Below are 19,100 nucleotides of genomic sequence, written 5' to 3'. Positions count from 1 at the left end.
AGAGGTCTGTATTGAGTGTTGGTTGGAGGTGGGAAGGTGTCAATTTGGCTAATTTGCTAATACTTTCGAATCGATAGATTAAAAATTGCATAGTTCTTATTTTATTTAAAAATGAACCATGAGTTATTGTTGCTTAATAAGAAAACTGTTTCTTTCAATAAGAAGATTATCATCATCATATTTAACAAAGAATAGCACTAATTGCTAAAAACAGAAGTTTATTAAAACCCTTTTTCATCCATTAATGCCTTTAGGAATATTTGCTATAAAATAAGGGTTATGCTTAATGCTTTAAGAAAAATAGCAATTTTCCCTTGAATATAGTACTGGTGATGGAACGATGAATCTGCAAGCTGGCATTTAACAAGCCAGCTCCAAAGAAGGGAAATAAGAATACCAATACTCAAAAACTAACAGCCACAGTCATCATGATGTGGCTGTCAATGAAACTATAACCCAGGCGCTTTCCATAACGACGTCGTCAGTCCATGATCAACCAGCCCCAGCTGATCCTGATAAACTGCCTGCCACTTATCGCGTGAATCCTGATAAAGTTCATGCTTTTCCGGGTCTGGTGTGTGCGTCCGTTCCCAGCGAACCAGGCGTTCTCCGGTTTCTGCCATTGATGAAAAAATTCCGGCACCGACGCCAGCTGCAATGGCACATCCTAATGCGGTGGCTTCTTTGACCACTGGAATATTGACGGGTAATCCCGAGACATCAGCGAGAATTTGACTCCATAATTTCCCTTTTGAACCTCCGCCGGCAAAGACTAACGATGAAGGATGAATATTCGAGAAATCAGCGATTTGCTGCAAGTTACACGCTGATACAATCGCCGCATTTTCTTCCAGCGCACGGAACAATGTCGCTTTGTTACATTTATCCGGGTCAATAGACAAATTAATAAAGGAAGGCGCAGCGTGATACCAGGTTTTAAAGCGCATTCTGTCGGAGAATATCGGCATTACGCCCCACGACCCAGGCGGCACACGACTTGCCATCTCTTCAAGCAACGTATAGGTGTCGATGCCTAAACGTTCGGCAATCAGTTTTTCTTCGGCACAGAAAGCATCGCGGAACCAGCGCATGGTGAGTCCGGTAAAAAAGCTTATAGATTCAGCTTGTACCATGCCAGGAATAACATGAGGATTAACGCGCACGTTCATTTCTGGGTCTGTCACCGGCGCGGCTAAGTTTACAACTTGCTGCCAGAATGTACCGCCAAGTACGGCAGTTTGTGTCGGACGGACAACGCCTAACCCCAGGCAACCAAGTTGCACGTCGCCTCCTCCAACGACCACCGGAGTGCCCGCCTTCAGACCGCAGAGTTCCGCCGCTTGTGAACTTACCACGCCCAGCAATGTGCCGGTTTCTTTGACAGGAGAAAGAATATCGGCCCGCAGTCCGGCCATATCCAGCAATGCAGGTTTCCAGTCACGGGTGGTTAGATCAAGAAGTCCCGTGGTGCCAGCGTTAGAGGGATCCACCGCCAGTTCACCGCTGAGCATATAGGCCAGCCAGTCGCTGATCATGGTGATGGTCGACGCCTGTCGGTAGATATCAGAACGATGGTGCGCCAGCCAAAGTAATCTGGGAATAGCGCTTAAAGCCAGCGTTTGTCCGGTGGCGCGATAAACTTCGTTTTCAAAGGTATTGTTGTGCAGTTCTTTAAGTTCGCTAACTTCGCGCGCCGCTCTGGCATCCACATTGGCGCAGGCCCAGATCGGTGTTCCTTCATTGTTATATAAAACAATGCCTTCGCGCATCGAACATGCCGAAACGGCAGCGATATACTCCGGGGCTATGCCGGCGTTGTGCAGCGCCTGGCGCATACACTCACACGCCAGTTGCCAGTTTTTGTTGAGATCAAATTCCATTGAACCAGGAACGTCCGGTACTGCCAGATGCCGCCACTCCGCCTGTCCCACTGCTATTTGATTGCCTTCCAGGTCGAATATCACAGCCCGAATACTTCCGGTGCCTGCATCCAGCGCCATCAGGTAGTACTTTGATTCTGAAGGGGTAAAGAGTCGAGCCATTAGATTATCCTCGGCTTATGCGTTCTGTCTGTTCCTCTATACGTTCTCCATCATTCCCGGTAATAAGGTCATGCAAATTTAACTACGTAAAATCGCCGCTGCTGTGTCCTGATCGGTAACCAGTGCGTTGATATAGCCGCCTTTAATTGCAGCGGCAATGGCTTCGGCTTTATTTTCTCCCCCTGCCACGCCAACCCGGACGGGAATGGTCTTCAGCGCGCTTAAAGGTAAGCCAATCAGTTCGTTATGTATTTTAATATCCGTGACAACGTCACCTTTTGCATCAAAAAAGTAGCCTAAAATGTCGCCAACCGCCCCTTTTCGGCCAATCATTAACTGTTCGCCCTGACTGATATAACCGGAGCGAATGATCGTCGCGTCGTCTTGTTGACTCACGGCCCCAATGCCGACAATCGCCACATCCGCAGCTTGTGCGGCTAACAGAACATCTTTGACGCAATTAATTAACCCGCGGATGTTAGATCTCAATATGTTGCTGTTCAGCACCAGTGACTTTATCTGCATTGGCATTGTCGCCCTACCGCTGACGATGGTGATTGTCAGTGGCGGGATCGATATTTCGTTTGGCTCGACCATCGGCTTGTGCGCCATTGCATTAGGCGTACTGTTTCAAAGCGGCGTGCCGATGCCGCTGGCGATTCTTCTGACCTTTCTGCTCGGCGCATTGTGCGGGCTGATTAACGCCGGATTAATTATCTATACCAAAGTTAACCCGCTGGTGATTACGCTTGGCACGCTGTATCTGTTTGCCGGAAGCGCTCTGCTGCTTTCCGGGATGGCCGGAGCGACGGGGTACGAAGGTATTGGTGGATTCCCGATGGCGTTTACAGATTTCGCTAACCTGGATGTGCTGGGACTCCCCGTTCCGCTGATTATCTTTCTGATATGTCTCCTCGTTTTCTGGCTCTGGCTGCATAAAACCCATGCCGGACGTAATGTGTTTTTGATTGGGCAAAGCCCGCGCGTGGCGCTTTATAGCGCGATTAAAGTTAACCGCACCTTATGTGCGCTCTATGCCATGACGGGGCTGGCGTCTGCGGTCGCCGCTGTGCTGCTGGTATCGTATTTTGGTTCAGCACGCTCCGATCTCGGTGCGTCGTTTTTGATGCCCGCCATCACCGCCGTGGTGCTTGGTGGTGCCAATATTTATGGTGGTTCCGGTTCGATTATCGGCACTGCCATTGCGGTTTTATTAGTGGGATATTTGCAACAAGGTTTGCAAATGGCAGGAGTGCCAAATCAGGTGTCCAGCGCCCTTTCCGGTGCGCTGCTTATCGTCGTTGTCGTAGGTCGTTCCGTTAGCCTGCATCGCCAGCAAATTAAAGAGTGGCTGGCGCGTCGGGCCAATAACCCATTGCCATAAAGGATATCTTCATGACACTTCATCGCTTTAAGAAAATCGCCTTACTTAGCGCTCTTGGCATTGCCGCAATCTCTATGAATGTGCAGGCCGCAGAGCGTATTGCTTTTATTCCCAAACTGGTTGGCGTGGGATTTTTTACCAGCGGTGGCAACGGCGCACAACAAGCGGGTAAAGAGCTGGGCGTTGATGTGACCTACGACGGGCCGACAGAACCCAGTGTTTCTGGTCAGGTACAGTTGATTAATAACTTCGTCAATCAGGGGTATAACGCCATTATCGTTTCTGCGGTTTCGCCTGATGGCTTGTGTCCGGCACTGAAACGCGCCATGCAACGTGGCGTGAGAGTGCTGACCTGGGACTCTGATACCAAACCGGAGTGCCGCTCTTACTACATTAATCAGGGAACGCCCGCCCAGTTGGGAGGTATGTTGGTGGATATGGCGGCGCGTCAGGTGAATAAAGACAAAGCCAAAGTCGCGTTTTTCTACTCAAGCCCCACCGTTACGGACCAAAACCAGTGGGTGAAAGAGGCGAAAGCGAAAATCGCCAAAGACCATCCAGGCTGGGAAATTGTCACTACGCAGTTTGGCTATAACGATGCCACTAAATCGTTACAAACCGCAGAAGGAATATTAAAAGCCTATAGCGATCTCGACGCCATTATCGCCCCGGACGCCAACGCCCTGCCCGCTGCCGCACAAGCCGCAGAAAACCTGAAAAATGACAAAGTTGCGATTGTCGGATTCAGTACGCCAAACGTGATGCGTCCGTATGTAGAGCGCGGCACGGTGAAAGAATTTGGCCTGTGGGATGTGGTTCAGCAAGGCAAAATTTCAGTTTATGTCGCGGATGCATTATTGAAAAAAGGATCAATGAAAACGGGCGACAAGCTGAATATTCAGGGCGTAGGTCAGGTTGAAGTCTCGCCAAACAGCGTTCAGGGCTATGACTACGAAGCGGATGGTAATGGCATCGTACTGTTACCGGAGCGCGTGATATTCAACAAAGAGAATATCGGCAAATACGATTTCTGATGTGCATTACTTAACCGGAGTACGTTATGGCAGATTTAGACGATATTAAAGATGGTAAAGATTTTCGCACCGATCAACCGCAACAAAATATCCCTTTTACCCTGAAAGGTTGCGGTGCGCTGGATTGGGGAATGCAGTCACGCTTATCACGGATATTTAATCCGAAAACGGGTAAAACCGTGATGCTGGCCTTTGACCATGGTTATTTTCAGGGGCCGACTACCGGACTTGAACGCATTGATATAAATATCGCCCCGCTGTTTGAACATGCCGATGTATTAATGTGTACGCGCGGCATTTTGCGCAGCGTAGTCCCCCCGGCGACCAATAAGCCGGTAGTACTGCGGGCGTCTGGTGCGAACTCTATTCTGGCGGAATTAAGTAATGAAGCCGTGGCGTTATCGATGGATGACGCCGTGCGCCTGAACAGTTGCGCGGTGGCAGCGCAGGTTTATATCGGCAGTGAATATGAACATCAGTCGATTAAAAATATTATTCAGCTGGTCGATGCCGGAATGAAAGTAGGAATGCCGACCATGGCAGTCACTGGCGTGGGCAAAGATATGGTGCGCGACCAACGTTATTTCTCGCTGGCTACCCGAATCGCCGCTGAAATGGGGGCGCAGATTATCAAAACTTATTATGTCGATAAAGGTTTTGAACGGATTGTTGCCGGATGTCCGGTACCCATTGTTATTGCTGGCGGTAAAAAATTACCGGAGCGCGAGGCGCTGGAAATGTGCTGGCAGGCTATCGATCAGGGCGCTTCTGGTGTGGATATGGGGCGTAATATTTTCCAGTCTGACCATCCGGTGGCGATGATGAAAGCCGTACAGGCGGTGGTACACCATAACGAAACGGCTGATCGGGCATATGAACTCTATCTGAGTGAAAAACAGTAACTGCGGATTTAAGGAGAAGAATTATGCACGTCACACTGGTTGAAATTAACGTTCATGAAGACAAGGTTGACGAGTTTATCGAAGTTTTTCGCCAGAACCACCTGGGCTCGGTACAGGAAGAAGGCAATTTGCGCTTCGATGTCTTACAGGACCCGGAAGTGAATTCGCGCTTTTATATCTACGAAGCCTATAAAGATGAAGACGCAGTGGCGTTCCATAAAACCACGCCCCACTACAAAACCTGTGTCGCAAAACTGGAATCTTTAATGACCGGGCCGCGTAAAAAACGTCTGTTCAATGGGTTGATGCCGTGAGGCGAATTTATCAGTTTTATCTACAATTGGGGTAACGCGCTGACGGGAGTAAAAATATGTCTGACTGGAACCCCTCTTTATATCTGCACTTTGCCGCTGAACGATCGCGTCCGGCGGTGGAGCTGCTTGCCAGAGTGCCGCTGGAGAATATCGAATACGTTGCCGATCTTGGCTGTGGCCCAGGTAACAGCACCGCCCTGCTGCATCAACGTTGGCCTGCGGCCAGGATAACAGGCATCGACTCGTCTCCGGCGATGATTGCTGAAGCGCGCAGTGCTTTGCCAGACTGCCAGTTCGTGGAAGCAGACATCCGCAACTGGCAACCGGAACAGGCACTCGATCTGATTTTTGCTAATGCCTCGCTGCAATGGCTGCCCGACCATTACGAACTGTTCCCTCATCTGGTTTCGTTACTCAGTCCGCAGGGCGTGCTGGCGGTACAGATGCCAGATAACTGGCTAGAGCCTACCCATGTGCTCATGCGCGAAGTCGCCTGGGAACAAAACTACCCGGATCGCGGGCGTGAGCCGCTGGCTGGCGTTCATGCTTACTACGATATTTTGAGCGAAGCCGGATGTGAGGTCGATATCTGGCGAACCACCTACTATCACCAGATGCCGTCGCACCAGGCGATTATCGATTGGGTGACCGCCACTGGATTACGTCCGTGGTTACAGGATCTGACCGAGAGCGAACAGCAGCATTTTCTTACGCGCTACCATCAGATGCTGGAAGAGCAGTATCCACTGCAAGAGAACGGAGAGATACTGCTGGCATTTCCGCGTCTGTTTATTGTTGCCCGGCGTACGGAGTAATTATTACGTCAGCTGGTAATGACGATCGGGAAGAATTTTCGCTGGAATTTCTGCTTCATCGTTCATCTGTAAAAGGTCAATTTCAATAGCGTTGCAGATGGCATCCAGCGGTAAATCATTGTTTTCAGTACCGAACGGATCTTCCAGCTCTTCCGCCAGACAATCCAGCGAAATAAAAGTGTAGGAAATCAGCACAGAGATAAATGGCGTCATGTAATGCAGGTCCACGACCAGCGCGAACGGCAGCATAATGCAAAACAGATACACGGTACGATGCAAAATCAGGGTGTAGGCAAAAGGAATTGGCGTATAGGCAATACGCTCACAGCCTGCCAGAACCGCCGAAATATCGTTGAGCCGATCGTTAAGACTAATAAACAGGATATCTGAAAGCTGTCCATTGCGTCGCTGAACCGCCAACCACTCCCCCATTATCAACAAAATACGGTTAGCTGGAGTGTTTGAAGCCAGTACACGCTGAAGATCTTCAGTCTTGAGATAATGTGCCAGCACTTCCGCCTGTGGTTGTTTGCGTAATGTCATGCGTAAACAGTGGGCGAAGGCGATTTGCAGCCGTGCAAACTCCCTTACACTTGCCGAATCCGGCAATGTCGTTTTTACCTCGCGCAGTAACGACCGTGAGGCAATCATCAACTGCCCCCAAAGTTTTCGCGCTTCAACGTAACGGGCGTACCCGGCATTATTACGAAAACCAAGAAAAATGGCGATGGCGACACCGAGAATGCTGAACGGTGCGAGGGTGAATTTGATTCCCAAATGCGTGTACCAGGGCAGCATGAAAATAACAGCGATAGAAAAGAGAAAATTGAGTAGTAAGCGCGAGGATATCTTGGATAATACTGAACCGTGCCAGACAAAAATACGGCGCAGCCAGTGTTGTTGTGGACGAACGATCATGGTTATCTTCAGGCGTGGAAAAGTCGCCCTATTAAACGTGATTACGATCACATTCTCAAGACACTACTTACAAATTACCTACAAGCTTACAACATTAACAGGTGCTGCATGTGGCACCTGTTAATGATAAAGGCACATAGGATGTTGTAACTAATATAGTGAAATAAGAAACCCGGTCGAAACCGGGTTCAGAGTATTAGCACAACGGACGTACAGCTTCGCGCATTCCTTTTTCGAGAATCGCATCCAGGTCATTAGCAACCTGCTCGACCAGACCAGGCACTTGCGTCAGGTCCTGCTCCCAGTGGTCTTTTTCAGCCAACACAATAGCAACCAGTTCCTGGGTGCCGATAACACCGTCACGATGCTGGCTCCAGAGTTGCTGATAACGTTCCAGCCAGTGGGCATCGTCCTGTACCGGATATGTTTCTCCGTTACGCTCACCGCGATAAAACGCAATCAATGCCGCTAATGCGAAAGTAAGGCGCGCCGGAAGTGTGCCGTTTGCCTTCTGCCCTGCCAGCAGCTGCGGCAGGATACGGGTGCGGAACTTGGTCATACCGTTAAGCGCGATAGACAGCAGCTGATGCTTGATGTACGGATTACGGAAACGTCCGGTGACTGCACTGGCGAAAGATTCCAGTTCATCACGAGGCAAATCCAGTACCGGAATAATCTCTTCGTAGATGGCTTTTTCAACGAATGCACAAATTTCAGCATCGTTCATCGCTTCACCTACAGTATCCAGCCCTGCCTGGAACGCCACCGGCACCAGCGCCGTGTGTGCACCGTTGAGGATTGCCACTTTGCGCTCTTTATACGGTTTAATATCGTCAACAATCAGCACGTTGAGCGGATATTTGTCCAGACGCAGCTCAGTCGCTAAGGATTTCGACCCCTGAATCACAAACAGGTAAAAGTGTTCAGCGGTGTCGAGGAAACCATCGTGATAACCCAGTTCTTCTTCCAGTTTAGCCACTTCATCACGCGGATAACCGGTAACGATACGGTCCACCAGCGTAGAACAGAAGCTGTTAGCCTGATCCAGCCATTGAATAAATGCTTCTGGTAGTGCCCACTCTTGCGCGTAGCGCAGCACCAGTTCACGCAGTGCATCGCCGTTATAGTCGATCAGTTCACATGGGATGATGATCCAACCTTTATCCTGCGCTCCGTTGAAATGGCTAAAACGTTCGAACAGCAGACGGGTCAGTTTTGCCGGATAACTTACCGCTGGCGCGTCATCGAATTTATCGCCCGCATGGTAGCTGATACCCGCTTCGGTGGTGTTAGAGAAAACAAAGCGCATTTCCGGGTTGTGCGCCAGTTTCAGGAATTCATCGTATTCACTGTAGACGCTGATTTCACGATTAACCGAGCGAATCAGACGCGCGTCGCTGACCGCCTCCCCCTTCTCATTCAAACCACGGATAATGGTGGTGTACAGACCATCCTGCGTGCTCAATGACGGCGGGAATGAAGTTTCAATCGGACGAACAACGACCACGCCAGAATTCAGATCGGTGTGCTCATTCAGGAGATCGATTTGCCAGTCAACAAAGGCGCGCAGGAAGTTACCTTCACCAAACTGAATGATACGTTCTGGATACTGTGCACCGGGAAAATCGCGACGATTTAGTGTTTTCACAATGGGTTCCCTTCTGATTAGTCATACAACCTGTTTGAATTGGTACGACAGGTTAGCAAACTTTAATACGCCGAACCCCTGTTTTGATCAACTCCTGATGATTAATGAGCAGTTTTATGAGAAAAGTGTGGCGCGGATCATGGTTTAATCGAGGAACTACGCCTTTTATTCGCTCAATAAAGTGGTAGAACACATTCCGTTAAAATCGCTCTGCATGAATAAAGATGTCAGACAACTTCCTCACCGTAACGCATAGTGCTGGTACGGTTGCGCCCATCTTTCTTCGAGCGATATAGACATGTATCGGCTTCGACCATCAATTTATTAAAGTCATCGGTCAGCGTTCGGTACGATGCGCAACCACTACCGACGCCAATACTTACCGTGAGATAAAGCGTTTTTTGTTGCCAGGTGAATGGTTGCAGTTCAACGCCTTTACGGATTTTTTCCGCCATTAACAGACCATCGACAGGATTCACCGATGGCACTGCAACAGCAAATTCTTCGCCGCCCATTCGCGCCACCAGCCCCTTATCACCGACAATCTTTTGAATATGCTGGGCAAACACGCTTAACACTTTATCGCCACATTCATGTCCATAGTTATCGTTAATGCTTTTGAAATAGTCGATATCAAGCAGCATGACAGTCAGATGTTGTGTCTGTTTCAGCGATGGACTTTTCAGCGCCTCATAAAGACCGGACCGTGAGTAAACCTGAGTCAGAAAATCAAAGTCGGCTCGCAGCGCAACTTGCTTCATTAGCGAATTGATCGCTGCCACGCTAAAAGAAACCATAATTGGGCATATCGCCATCGTGGCAATACCGAGACGTGCGGAGAACATTTGCGGAATGGAGAACGGCGAACCGACCGAGATATCAATCACCGAATTTGCCACCAGTACGATTTCCACCGCACCGGTGACAAAGGTCAACAGACATGTTACCTGCGGCGTATAGCGCACTGCACACCAGATTAATGCAGGCAGCGGGAACGCCAGACTCCCCGCTCCGCCAATGACTACCGAGGCAACAACCGACACAATAAGCGCGATAGCGGGCATCATCTGTTCTGCTTTAAAGCGCGGCAGCACTCCAGGAATTGCCAACGTCAGCATACAAGGCACGATCAACACGCCCGTTGAGAATTGCTCACTGAACCAGTCGGCAAGCAAAGGCCAGAAATCCAGACTATCAATACTGACCGAACCAATCGCCCCGACAATAGCGCATAATAATGCGGCAATCAGACAGTAATTAAATAGCCGTAAGGCACTTACTGGCTCGTACTTATTTTTCCCCAGACGCTTATCCCGCGCGACCAGTAAGGCGACGGTAACAATAAACATCATATTGGAGAAATTGATAGCCAGTGAAACCAGCCCCCATTCGGTGGTTATGGCATCATAAACCAGCATTGCCACATAACTGATCGCATAGTAATGCAGTCGATTAAGCCAGACATAGCGGGCAAACACCCCCGCCATTACGCCATTCAGCGGCCAGAAAAGAGAAAGTTCGTGAACCAGCCGTAACTCTGCACCAATAAAATAGAACAGCGTGGTTAGCACAAAAATAGCGATGCTATTACGTAGCAGATGACCTTCCTGGAACAAACGGAAAGTTGAAATGGGCTGTACATGCATTAATTATCTGTCCATACAATTGCGGGTGGCAATTATCTCAACGTAATAAGTAAATTCTCATAAAGGATAGCATGTTCGCTGACAGCGGCGGCAAATAAAGATATCCTGGGAATGCTATTTTATCGTTTTCCGCAATTATCATGGCTGATTCATCTGTATAACCAACCAGTGATAGATTACCGACACGATATAACGTTGTTGTTCCTCGCTTAACGAAACACCCTGCGGAATGTTATGCCACTTAGCCAGACAACCGCGACAACAGGTTGCAGTGGCGTGCTGAGCGATAAACACCGGATGCCCGCGCATGGGGGTTTGCTTACCGTCGTTAGCCGGTAATGCCGGAGCAAGACGTTTAGAGACAAAATCCGCCGCATGTTGTTCGATGACTAGCGCGCCTTTCTCCAGACAATACTGACGCTCTTTCACACCCAAACGAAAGCGAGAGCGAAATTTTGAACGGGATAAACGCGCGAAGAGTGGATCGAGAGACTGCATTAATAAACCGAACGCCCTAATTGTTTCGTCAATTGTTCAAGGACAGCAATGCCCGCAAGCGAGTTACCGGCATCATCCAGTTCCGGACTCCAGACAGCGATGGCCATTTCATGCGGAACAATCGCCACAATACCGCCGCCGACGCCAGATTTCGCTGGTAGTCCCACCCGCCAGGCAAACTCCCCCGCGTTCTGGTACATACCACTGGTCGCCATCAGCGCGTTAATTTGCCGCGCCTGCATTGGCGTCACCACAGGTTCATCAATATGAATAGCTTTCCCCTGATTAGCCAGAAAGACAAACGTCCGGGCCAGCTCTATACAGCTCATTTTCAGAGCGCAGTAATGAAAGTAGTTTTGCAGAACGGTTGTCACGTCATGATGGAAATTGCCAAACGACTTCATCAGCCAGGCGATAGCCGCATTTCGCGCGGAGTGTTCAAATTCGGAACGCGCTACCACCGTATCGTAGGAAATATCAGACACACCGCTTAAACCGCGCACGACTTCCAGCATACGTTGCCGAGGAGCGCTTAATCGCCCTTGCAACATATCGCAGACCACCAGCGCACCGGCATTAATAAACGGATTACGCGGAATACCCTGCTCCATTTCCAGTTGCACTAAAGAATTGAACGGTGATCCAGACGGATCTTTGCCGACGCGTTGCCAGATTTCCTCTTCGGAGTAATGACGCATGGCGACAACGAGACTCAGCACTTTGGAAATAGACTGAATGGAAAAACGTTCTTGTGCGTCTCCGGCCTGAAAAAGCTGTCCGTCAACGGTACAGATAGCAATGCCCAGCCGGGAACCGTCTACCGTAGCCAGCGCCGGAATATAATCCGCGACTTTACCCTGACCAATGAGCGGCCGCACTTGCCGCAAGATGTTTTCTAAAATTGCATTATCCATGGCGACTGCCACTTTCTACTCCTGGACCGCAGGTCTGAAAAGACCTGCGAGTATATCAGAGCTGAATATGTAGCGTCAGATCCGGTCTTTCCACACCGTCTGGATATTACAGAATTCGTGTAAGCCGAAATGGGAAAGCTCACGACCAAAGCCACTCTTCTTCACGCCACCAAAGGCGACTCGCGCGTCGCTGGCACAGTAACCATTGATAAACACCCCACCGCATTCCAGACGTGCCGCCATCTGTCTGGCCTGTGTTTCGTCGGTGGTGAAAATGGTCGCTGAAAGACCGAACTCGCTATCATTAGCCAGTTCCAGCGCATGTTCTGCATCCTTTGCAATAGTGATTGCCGCAACGGGGCCAAACATCTCTTCCCGAAATGCAGTCATTTCTGGTGTGACATTCGACAGAACCGTTGGCGGATAGTAGTTACCTGCCCCAGCCAGCTTTTCCCCGCCCAGTAACAAACGTGCACCTTGAGCCAGAGTTTTTTCTACCTGATGATGCAGCTCATCACGTAAATCAAAACGAGCCATTGGTCCGAGAGCGTTCTCTTCGTCACGGGGATCGCCCATTTTCAAGGCTGCCGCAGCTGCCACAAAACGTTCGGTAAATGCCGAAGCAATTCCCTCTTCGATAATAAAGCGTTTTGCCGCTGCACAAACCTGTCCAGTATTCTGATAACGTCCGGCTACCGCCGCTTTCACCGCAAGTTCCAGATCGGCATCGTTAAGTACAATAAACGGATCCGAACCGCCCAGTTCAAGTACGCATTTTTTCAGTGCTGCCCCTGCCTGTGCGCCAATAGCCGCTCCCGCACGAACACTTCCGGTCACCGTGACTGCAGCAATGCGCGAATCTTTAATCATCTGACTCACACCGTCATTGTCGGCATTCAGCCAGCCATATACGCCTTGCGGGATCCCCGCATCTTTAAACACCTGGGCAATGAGCTGTGCACAGCCCGTCACATTCGGCGCATGTTTAAGTAAGTAGCCGTTACCTGCAAGAATGATGGGAACAGCGCCACGCATCACCTGCCATAACGGAAAATTCCACGGCATAATCGCCAGAATCGTCCCCAACGGTCGATACTCAATAACCGCCTGCTGATTTTCCACCAGCGTAGGTTCCGCCTTCAGCATCGCCGGACCATGTTCTGCATACCAGTCACACAAATTCGCCGATTTCGCCACTTCAGCACGCGCCTGGTTGATCGGTTTGCCCATTTCACGGGTGATCATTTGCGCCATTTCTTCGCTACGGGCGCGCAGAGCCTTACCGATATCACGCAGTTTTTCAGCACGATAATCTATATTTGTCTCGCGCCAGTCGCGAAAGCCTGCTGCCGCCAGCTGAAGTGCGTTTTCTATATCGTCAGCGCCAGCCCACGGCAGCACAGAAAGTTGTTCACCAGTGGCAGGATTTATCGAAATTGCATGGGTTGCCGGAGTAATGGTCATCGGGGTATCTCCTTTATGGGTTATGGTAAAAAGATACGCAGATTTACTCTTGCTTGAAAATGAATAATATTAAGCCACTTATTCACGAATTGAGAATGCCATGGATCTGACCCAACTGGAGATGTTCAACGCGGTTGCCGAAGCTGGCAGCATTACCCAGGCTGCAGCAAAAGTGCATCGCGTCCCGTCGAATCTCACTACCCGTCTACGCCAGCTGGAAACAGAACTGGGGTTTGATCTGTTTATTCGCGAGAATCAGCGTTTACGTCTCTCGCCTGCCGGGCATAACTTTTTACGCTATAGCCAACAAATTCTCGCGTTAGTGGATGAAGCGCGGAGCGTTGTCGCTGGCGATGAGCCGCAAGGTTTATTTTCTCTTGGTTCGCTGGAAAGCACCGCAGCAGTGCGCATTCCGCCCACGCTGGCGGAGTTTAACCGTCGTTATCCCAAAATTCAGTTTTCGCTTTCCACCGGTCCTTCCGGCACCATGCTGGAAGGTGTGTTGGAGGGAAAACTGAATGCGGCATTTATTGATGGGCCCATTAACCATACTGCTATTGATGGAATACCGGTCTACCGCGAGGAGTTGATGATTGTCACGCCTCAAGGACATGCGCCAGTAACCCGTGCCTGTCAGGTTAATGGCGGTAACATTTATGCATTCCGTGCCAATTGTTCATATCGTCGCCACTTTGAAAGCTGGTTTCATGCCGACGGTGCAGCGCCGGGGACCATCCATGAAATGGAGTCGTATCACGGTATGTTAGCCTGTGTGGTTGCGGGTGCGGGCATTGCACTTATCCCACGCTCAATGCTGGAAAGTATGCCGGGGCATCACCAGGTTGAAGCGTGGCCGTTGGCTGAGCAATGGCGTTGGTTAACAACCTGGCTGGTCTGGCGTCGCGGTGCGAAAACGCGTCCTCTTGAAGCGTTTATTCAACTGCTCGATGTGTCTGACTCAGCAAAACCGTCTTCCCAATGAGCTATTTTTGATAGTTCTTGCAGCTCATATGCTCTATATAGTGATGTTCCGATGACTTATGACTATATGGGGCAAATATGGTTACGCCAGTAAGCATCAGCAATTTCATCTCACTTCCTGATGATTTTCCCGTTCGCAATATTGCACCTCAGGTAAAAGAAGTTTTGAAGGATTTTATTGATGCGCTCAGCATTATAATATGTGATGAGGAGTGGCGTACGTCTTTAAACATCAATTCAAACACCAAAAAGATATTCAATAATCTTGATAACCTATCTTATATACAGAGGACAACTTTCCGAGATAACGACACGCTATACAATGAAAAGGTTCAATTTAAACTCACTTATCCTGTTAAGAATGGAAGACATAAAGAAAACATTGAATTTCAGGTAGTAATAAATTTAAGCCCTATTTATTTAGATAATTTTCGCCACGATGGGGAAATTAATATTTATTGTGCTCCCGACCCAAAGCCTGTCACTATGGGTCGGGCCTTTCAGACCGGCGTCGAGCGTGTGCTCTTTCTGTTTCTTAATGACTTTATTGAACAATTTCCAATGATCAGCCCCGGCGTCCCCATCAAAAGGTCTCATACTCCACATATTGAACCTCTTCCTCCTGAGCATCATACCGCTGCAGATTACTTACGTCAGTTTGATTTATTCGTACTGAACTTTATCTCTCGTGGTAATTTTGTCATACTCCCCCGACTATGGAATAAGCCGCAGGTCCACAGGTGGTTCGCGAATAAAAACCCAAACTTAATCACCGCCATCTACGACATACAGGATAGCCCATTAAAAGAGGAGTTATTACAAAACCTCATGGATTCATTAGGTTCTAACAAACAAGTACTACCTGAAGTTTGTATCTGCTTTTTATCGCTTTTATCAAACAAAGAAATACCTCACTTTCAGAGTCTATTCTTATTTTTTACAAATATGTTATTGCACTTTCAAATTTTTATGAAACCTAATGAAAATGACCTGAATGATGTGTTGATACCGGCATTATTAAGTGAAGATAAAAGTATCCATCGTATGGCACGCAAGATTTTAAAACTTTTTGTAAAAAATGAAATTCCGCCCAAAATTAGTAACGAAGAACTACTGGACAACAGGCCTCGTTCCCCTGTGAGGCCATCTTTACCATCAGCCACCAAAACGCCAGACCTTCCTGATCGTCATTAAAATGTGATGTTAACAACTCTCTGACGCGTGACAGAACAACCGTCAGAGAGATGGAAATGCGATCTAGATCACAAATGCATTGTATTCACATCATTAACCGTTTTAAGATCATTTCATTACTTTTCGCAACTCACCCGATAATCTGTTATGACAACAAACACTGTTTCCCGCAAAGTGGCGTGGCTACGGGTAGTTACGCTGGCAGTCGCCGCTTTCATCTTCAATACTACCGAATTTGTCCCTGTTGGCCTGCTTTCTGACATCGCACAAAGTTTCCATATGCAAACCGCTCAAGTCGGTATCATGTTAACCATTTATGCATGGGTAGTGGCGCTAATGTCATTGCCTTTTATGCTAATGACAAGCCAGGTTGAACGCCGCAAATTACTGATCTGCCTGTTTGTGGTGTTTATTGCCAGCCATGTACTGTCTTTTTTGTCGTGGAGCTTTACCGTTCTGGTGATCAGTCGCATTGGTGTAGCTTTTGCACATGCGATTTTCTGGTCGATTACGGCGTCTCTGGCGATCCGTATGGCTCCGGCCGGAAAGCGAGCACAGGCATTGAGTTTAATTGCCACCGGTACAGCTCTGGCGATGGTATTAGGTTTACCTCTCGGGCGCATTGTGGGGCAGTATTTCGGTTGGCGTATGACCTTCTTCGCGATCGGTATCGGGGCATTTATCACCCTTCTGTGCCTGATTAAGTTACTTCCCTTACTCCCCAGCGAGCATTCAGGGTCGTTGAAAAGCCTTCCGCTATTGTTCCGCCGCCCGGCATTGATGAGCATTTATTTGTTAACTGTGGTGGTTGTCACCGCCCATTACACGGCATACAGCTATATCGAGCCTTTTGTGCAAAACATTGCGGGATTCAGCGCTAACTTTGCCACGGCATTACTGTTATTACTCGGTGGTGCGGGCATTATTGGCAGCGTGATTTTCGGTAAACTGGGTAATCAGTATGCGTCTGCGTTGGTGAGTACGGCGATTGCGTTGTTGCTGGTGTGCCTCGCACTGCTGCTACCTGCGGCGAACAGTGAAATACACCTCGGGGTGCTGAGTATTTTCTGGGGGATCGCGATGATGATCATCGGGCTTGGTATGCAGGTTAAAGTGCTGGCGCTGGCACCAGATGCCACCGACGTCGCGATGGCGCTATTCTCGGGAATATTTAATATTGGAATCGGCGCTGGCGCGTTGGTAGGTAATCAGGTCAGTCTGCACTGGTCAATGTCGATGATTGGTTATGTGGGCGCGGTGCCTGCTTTTGCCGCGTTAATATGGTCAATCATCATTTTTCGCCGCTGGCCAGTGACACTCGAAGAACAGACGCAATAGTTGAAAGGCCCATTCGGGCCTTTTTTAATGATACGTTTTAATGATTTCCAGGATGCCGTTAATAATAAACTGCACACCCATACATACCAGCAGGAATCCCATCAGACGGGAGATCGCTTCAATTCCCCCCTTGCCCACCAGCCGCATAATTGCGCCAGAGCTGCGTAGACTTCCCCACAAAATAACCGCCACCAGGAAAAAGATCAGCGGCGGCGCAGCCATCAGTACCCAATCAGCGAAGGTTGAACTCTGACGCACAGTGGACGCCGAGCTAATAATCATCGCAATGGTTCCCGGACCGGCAGTACTAGGCATTGCCAGAGGTACAAAGGCAATATTGGCGCTGGGTTCATCTTCCAGCTCTTCCGACTTGCTTTTCGCTTCCGGTGAATCAATCGCTTTCTGTTGCGGAAAGAGCATCCGAAAACCGATAAACGCGACGATTAAGCCGCCTGCAATTCGCAGACCGGGAATCGAAATGCCAAATGTATCCATCACCAGTTGCCCGGCGTAATACGCCACCATCATGATGGCAAAGACGTACACCGAGGCCATCAACGACTGACGATTACGTTCGGCACTGTTCATGTTGCCTGCCAGACCAAGAAATAACGCGACAGTTGTTAATGGGTTAGCTAACGGCAGTAACACCACCAGCCCCAGGCCTATTGCTTTAAACAAATCTAACATTAGTGGTTGTTATCCTGTGTATCTGGGTTATCAGCGAAAAGTATAAGGGGTAAACAACGATAAAGTGTCACTCTTTAGCTAGCCTTGAATCGCATTGACCAAAACTTGAACCGATTTAGCAAAACGTGGCATCGGTCAATTCATTCATTTGACTTATACTTGCCTGGGCAATATTATCCCCTGCAACTAATTACTTGCCAGGGCAACTAATGTGAAAAGTACCAGCGATCTGTTCAATGAAATTATTCCATTGGGTCGCTTAATCCATATGGTTAATCAGAAGAAAGATCGCCTGCTTAACGAGTATCTGTCTCCGCTGGATATTACCGCGGCACAGTTTAAGGTGCTCTGCTCTATCCGCTGCGCGTCGTGTATTACTCCGGTTGAACTGAAAAAAGTGTTGTCGGTCGACCTGGGAGCGCTGACCCGTATGCTGGATCGCCTGGTTTGTAAAGGCTGGGTGGAAAGGTTGCCGAACCCGAATGATAAGCGCGGCGTACTGGTAAAACTTACCACCAGCGGCGCGGCAATATGTGAACAATGCCATCAATTAGTTGGCCAGGACCTGCATCAAGAATTAACAAAAAACCTGACGGCGGACGAAGTGGCAACACTTGAGCATTTGCTTAAGAAAGTCCTGCCGTAAACAAAAAAAGAGGTATGACGATGTCCAGACGCAATACTGACGCTATTACCATTCATAGCATTTTGGACTGGATCGAGGATAACCTGGAATCGCCACTGTCACTGGAGAAAGTGTCAGAGCGTTCGGGTTACTCCAAATGGCACCTGCAACGGATGTTTAAAAAAGAAACCGGTCATTCATTAGGCCAATACATCCGCAGCCGTAAGATGACGGAAATCGCGCAAAAGCTGAAGGAAAGTAACGAGCCGATACTCTATCTGGCAGAACGATATGGCTTCGAGTCGCAACAAACTCTGACCCGAACCTTCAAAAATTACTTTGATGTTCCGCCACATAAATACCGGATGACCAATATGCAGGGCGAATCGCGCTTTTTACATCCATTAAATCATTACAACAGCTAGTTGATAACGTGACAACGTCACTGAGGCAATCATGAAACCACTTTTATCCGCAATGGTAACCGCGCTTATTCTCTTCTCTGCGCAGAGCTTTGCGGAACAAACCACGCAGCCGGTTGTTACTTCCTGTGGCAATGTGGTGGTTGTTCCCCCATCACCGGAACAATCACCATTTGATTTTAACCACATGAGCACAGGCAGTGATAAATCGGATGCGCTTGGCGTGCCCTATTATAATCAACACGCTATATAGTTTATTCTGGCCCCGACA

General features: G+C 48.9%; 18 protein-coding genes and 2 pseudogenes. 11 read left to right on the top strand and 9 right to left on the bottom strand.

The features are described from left to right. Positions 1 to 449: 449 nt before the first annotated feature. Together lsrK and BEB54_RS21965 are read right to left on the bottom strand one after the other, a co-directional pair. Entirely contained in the window at positions 450 to 2,042 is a 1,593-nt protein-coding gene (gene lsrK / locus BEB54_RS21970; protein ID WP_105277011.1) for an autoinducer-2 kinase, read from the bottom strand. A 78-nt stretch (positions 2,043 to 2,120) separates the two neighbouring features. Then, positions 2,121 to 2,504, bottom strand: a pseudogene (locus tag BEB54_RS21965) (sugar-binding domain-containing protein); the annotation flags it as partial. A gap of 1 nt (position 2,505) precedes the next feature. Here BEB54_RS21965 and lsrD point away from each other — a divergent pair. The 5 genes and pseudogenes from lsrD to tam all read left to right on the top strand — a co-directional run. Beyond that, a pseudogene (gene lsrD / locus BEB54_RS21960) lies at positions 2,506 to 3,426 on the top strand (autoinducer 2 ABC transporter permease LsrD); the annotation flags it as partial. An 11-nt stretch (positions 3,427 to 3,437) separates the two neighbouring features. Next, complete coding sequence (lsrB, locus tag BEB54_RS21955) at positions 3,438 to 4,460, top strand: autoinducer 2 ABC transporter substrate-binding protein LsrB (protein WP_088541886.1); 1,023 nt, start codon at positions 3,438 to 3,440, stop codon at positions 4,458 to 4,460. Positions 4,461 to 4,486: 26 nt separating this feature from the next. Continuing rightward, positions 4,487 to 5,362: a 3-hydroxy-5-phosphonooxypentane-2,4-dione thiolase gene (gene lsrF / locus BEB54_RS21950; RefSeq protein WP_000774178.1), complete on the top strand. Its 876-nt coding sequence runs from the start codon at positions 4,487 to 4,489 to the stop codon at positions 5,360 to 5,362. 23 nt (positions 5,363 to 5,385) lie between these two features. Beyond that, a complete protein-coding gene (gene lsrG / locus BEB54_RS21945) occupies positions 5,386 to 5,676 on the top strand; it encodes a (4S)-4-hydroxy-5-phosphonooxypentane-2,3-dione isomerase (RefSeq protein WP_000558527.1) in 291 nt (96 codons plus the stop codon). Positions 5,677 to 5,732: 56 nt separating this feature from the next. Further along, positions 5,733 to 6,491: a trans-aconitate 2-methyltransferase gene (gene tam, locus BEB54_RS21940; protein ID WP_001286550.1), complete on the top strand. Its 759-nt coding sequence runs from the start codon at positions 5,733 to 5,735 to the stop codon at positions 6,489 to 6,491. Positions 6,492 to 6,494: 3 nt separating this feature from the next. Here the strand turns inward: tam and BEB54_RS21935 are convergent, their stop codons facing one another. The 6 genes from BEB54_RS21935 to sad all read right to left on the bottom strand — a co-directional run bounded on the left by BEB54_RS21935 (position 6,495) and on the right by sad (position 13,579). Next, positions 6,495 to 7,409 carry a bestrophin family protein gene (locus BEB54_RS21935; RefSeq protein ID WP_039021838.1) on the bottom strand — a complete coding sequence of 305 codons (915 nt, stop codon included), beginning with the start codon at positions 7,407 to 7,409 and terminating at the stop codon, positions 6,495 to 6,497. Between the two features lie 196 nt (positions 7,410 to 7,605). Next, entirely contained in the window at positions 7,606 to 9,057 is a 1,452-nt protein-coding gene (gene uxaB / locus BEB54_RS21925) for a tagaturonate reductase (protein WP_105282279.1), read from the bottom strand. Positions 9,058 to 9,284: 227 nt separating this feature from the next. Next, positions 9,285 to 10,703, bottom strand: coding sequence for a sensor domain-containing diguanylate cyclase (locus BEB54_RS21920; protein ID WP_123057639.1), 1,419 nt, complete (start codon positions 10,701 to 10,703; stop codon positions 9,285 to 9,287). 138 nt (positions 10,704 to 10,841) lie between these two features. After that, positions 10,842 to 11,201 (bottom strand): DUF4186 domain-containing protein, encoded by a 360-nt coding sequence (locus BEB54_RS21910; RefSeq protein WP_105272076.1) that lies wholly within the window; start codon positions 11,199 to 11,201, stop codon positions 10,842 to 10,844. Next, entirely contained in the window at positions 11,201 to 12,127 is a 927-nt protein-coding gene (glsB, locus tag BEB54_RS21905; protein WP_000257402.1) for a glutaminase B, read from the bottom strand. The genes BEB54_RS21910 and glsB overlap by 1 nt, the downstream gene beginning before the upstream one ends. A gap of 63 nt (positions 12,128 to 12,190) precedes the next feature. After that, complete coding sequence (gene sad / locus BEB54_RS21900) at positions 12,191 to 13,579, bottom strand: succinate-semialdehyde dehydrogenase (protein WP_105277009.1); 1,389 nt, start codon at positions 13,577 to 13,579, stop codon at positions 12,191 to 12,193. Between the two features lie 100 nt (positions 13,580 to 13,679). Between sad and ptrR the strand changes: the two genes are divergently transcribed. The 3 genes from ptrR to ydeA all read left to right on the top strand — a co-directional run bounded on the left by ptrR (position 13,680) and on the right by ydeA (position 17,092). Beyond that, positions 13,680 to 14,561, top strand: coding sequence for a putrescine utilization regulator PtrR (gene ptrR / locus BEB54_RS21895; RefSeq protein WP_105282278.1), 882 nt, complete (start codon positions 13,680 to 13,682; stop codon positions 14,559 to 14,561). Between the two features lie 77 nt (positions 14,562 to 14,638). Continuing rightward, positions 14,639 to 15,754, top strand: a complete 1,116-nt coding sequence (yneK, locus tag BEB54_RS21890) for a putative protein YneK (protein WP_105277007.1) — start codon at positions 14,639 to 14,641, stop codon at positions 15,752 to 15,754. A gap of 147 nt (positions 15,755 to 15,901) precedes the next feature. Then, on the top strand, positions 15,902 to 17,092 hold the full coding sequence (gene ydeA, locus BEB54_RS21885; protein WP_000210785.1) for an L-arabinose MFS transporter: 1,191 nt from the start codon (positions 15,902 to 15,904) through the stop codon (positions 17,090 to 17,092). A gap of 24 nt (positions 17,093 to 17,116) precedes the next feature. On the opposite strand, the gene marC is transcribed toward ydeA, so the two are convergent. After that, complete coding sequence (gene marC / locus BEB54_RS21880; protein ID WP_000885028.1) at positions 17,117 to 17,782, bottom strand: NAAT family transporter MarC; 666 nt, start codon at positions 17,780 to 17,782, stop codon at positions 17,117 to 17,119. A gap of 211 nt (positions 17,783 to 17,993) precedes the next feature. Here marC and marR point away from each other — a divergent pair, with 211 nt between their 5' ends. The 3 genes from marR to marB are packed head-to-tail and all read left to right on the top strand — an operon-like array spanning position 17,994 to position 19,082. Next, positions 17,994 to 18,428, top strand: a complete 435-nt coding sequence (gene marR, locus BEB54_RS21875; RefSeq protein ID WP_000843424.1) for a multiple antibiotic resistance transcriptional regulator MarR — start codon at positions 17,994 to 17,996, stop codon at positions 18,426 to 18,428. Between the two features lie 20 nt (positions 18,429 to 18,448). Then, positions 18,449 to 18,832 carry an MDR efflux pump AcrAB transcriptional activator MarA gene (gene marA, locus BEB54_RS21870; RefSeq protein ID WP_000091199.1) on the top strand — a complete coding sequence of 128 codons (384 nt, stop codon included), beginning with the start codon at positions 18,449 to 18,451 and terminating at the stop codon, positions 18,830 to 18,832. A gap of 31 nt (positions 18,833 to 18,863) precedes the next feature. Beyond that, complete coding sequence (marB, locus tag BEB54_RS21865; RefSeq protein ID WP_000803539.1) at positions 18,864 to 19,082, top strand: multiple antibiotic resistance protein MarB; 219 nt, start codon at positions 18,864 to 18,866, stop codon at positions 19,080 to 19,082. Positions 19,083 to 19,100: the final 18 nt, after the last annotated feature.

The sequence above is a fragment of the Escherichia sp. MOD1-EC6021 genome, assembly GCF_002965245.1.
Lineage (GTDB): Bacteria > Pseudomonadota > Gammaproteobacteria > Enterobacterales > Enterobacteriaceae > Escherichia > Escherichia coli_F.
The sequence above is the reverse complement of the archived record's forward strand: the minus strand, read 5'-3'. Positions and strand labels throughout refer to the sequence as shown.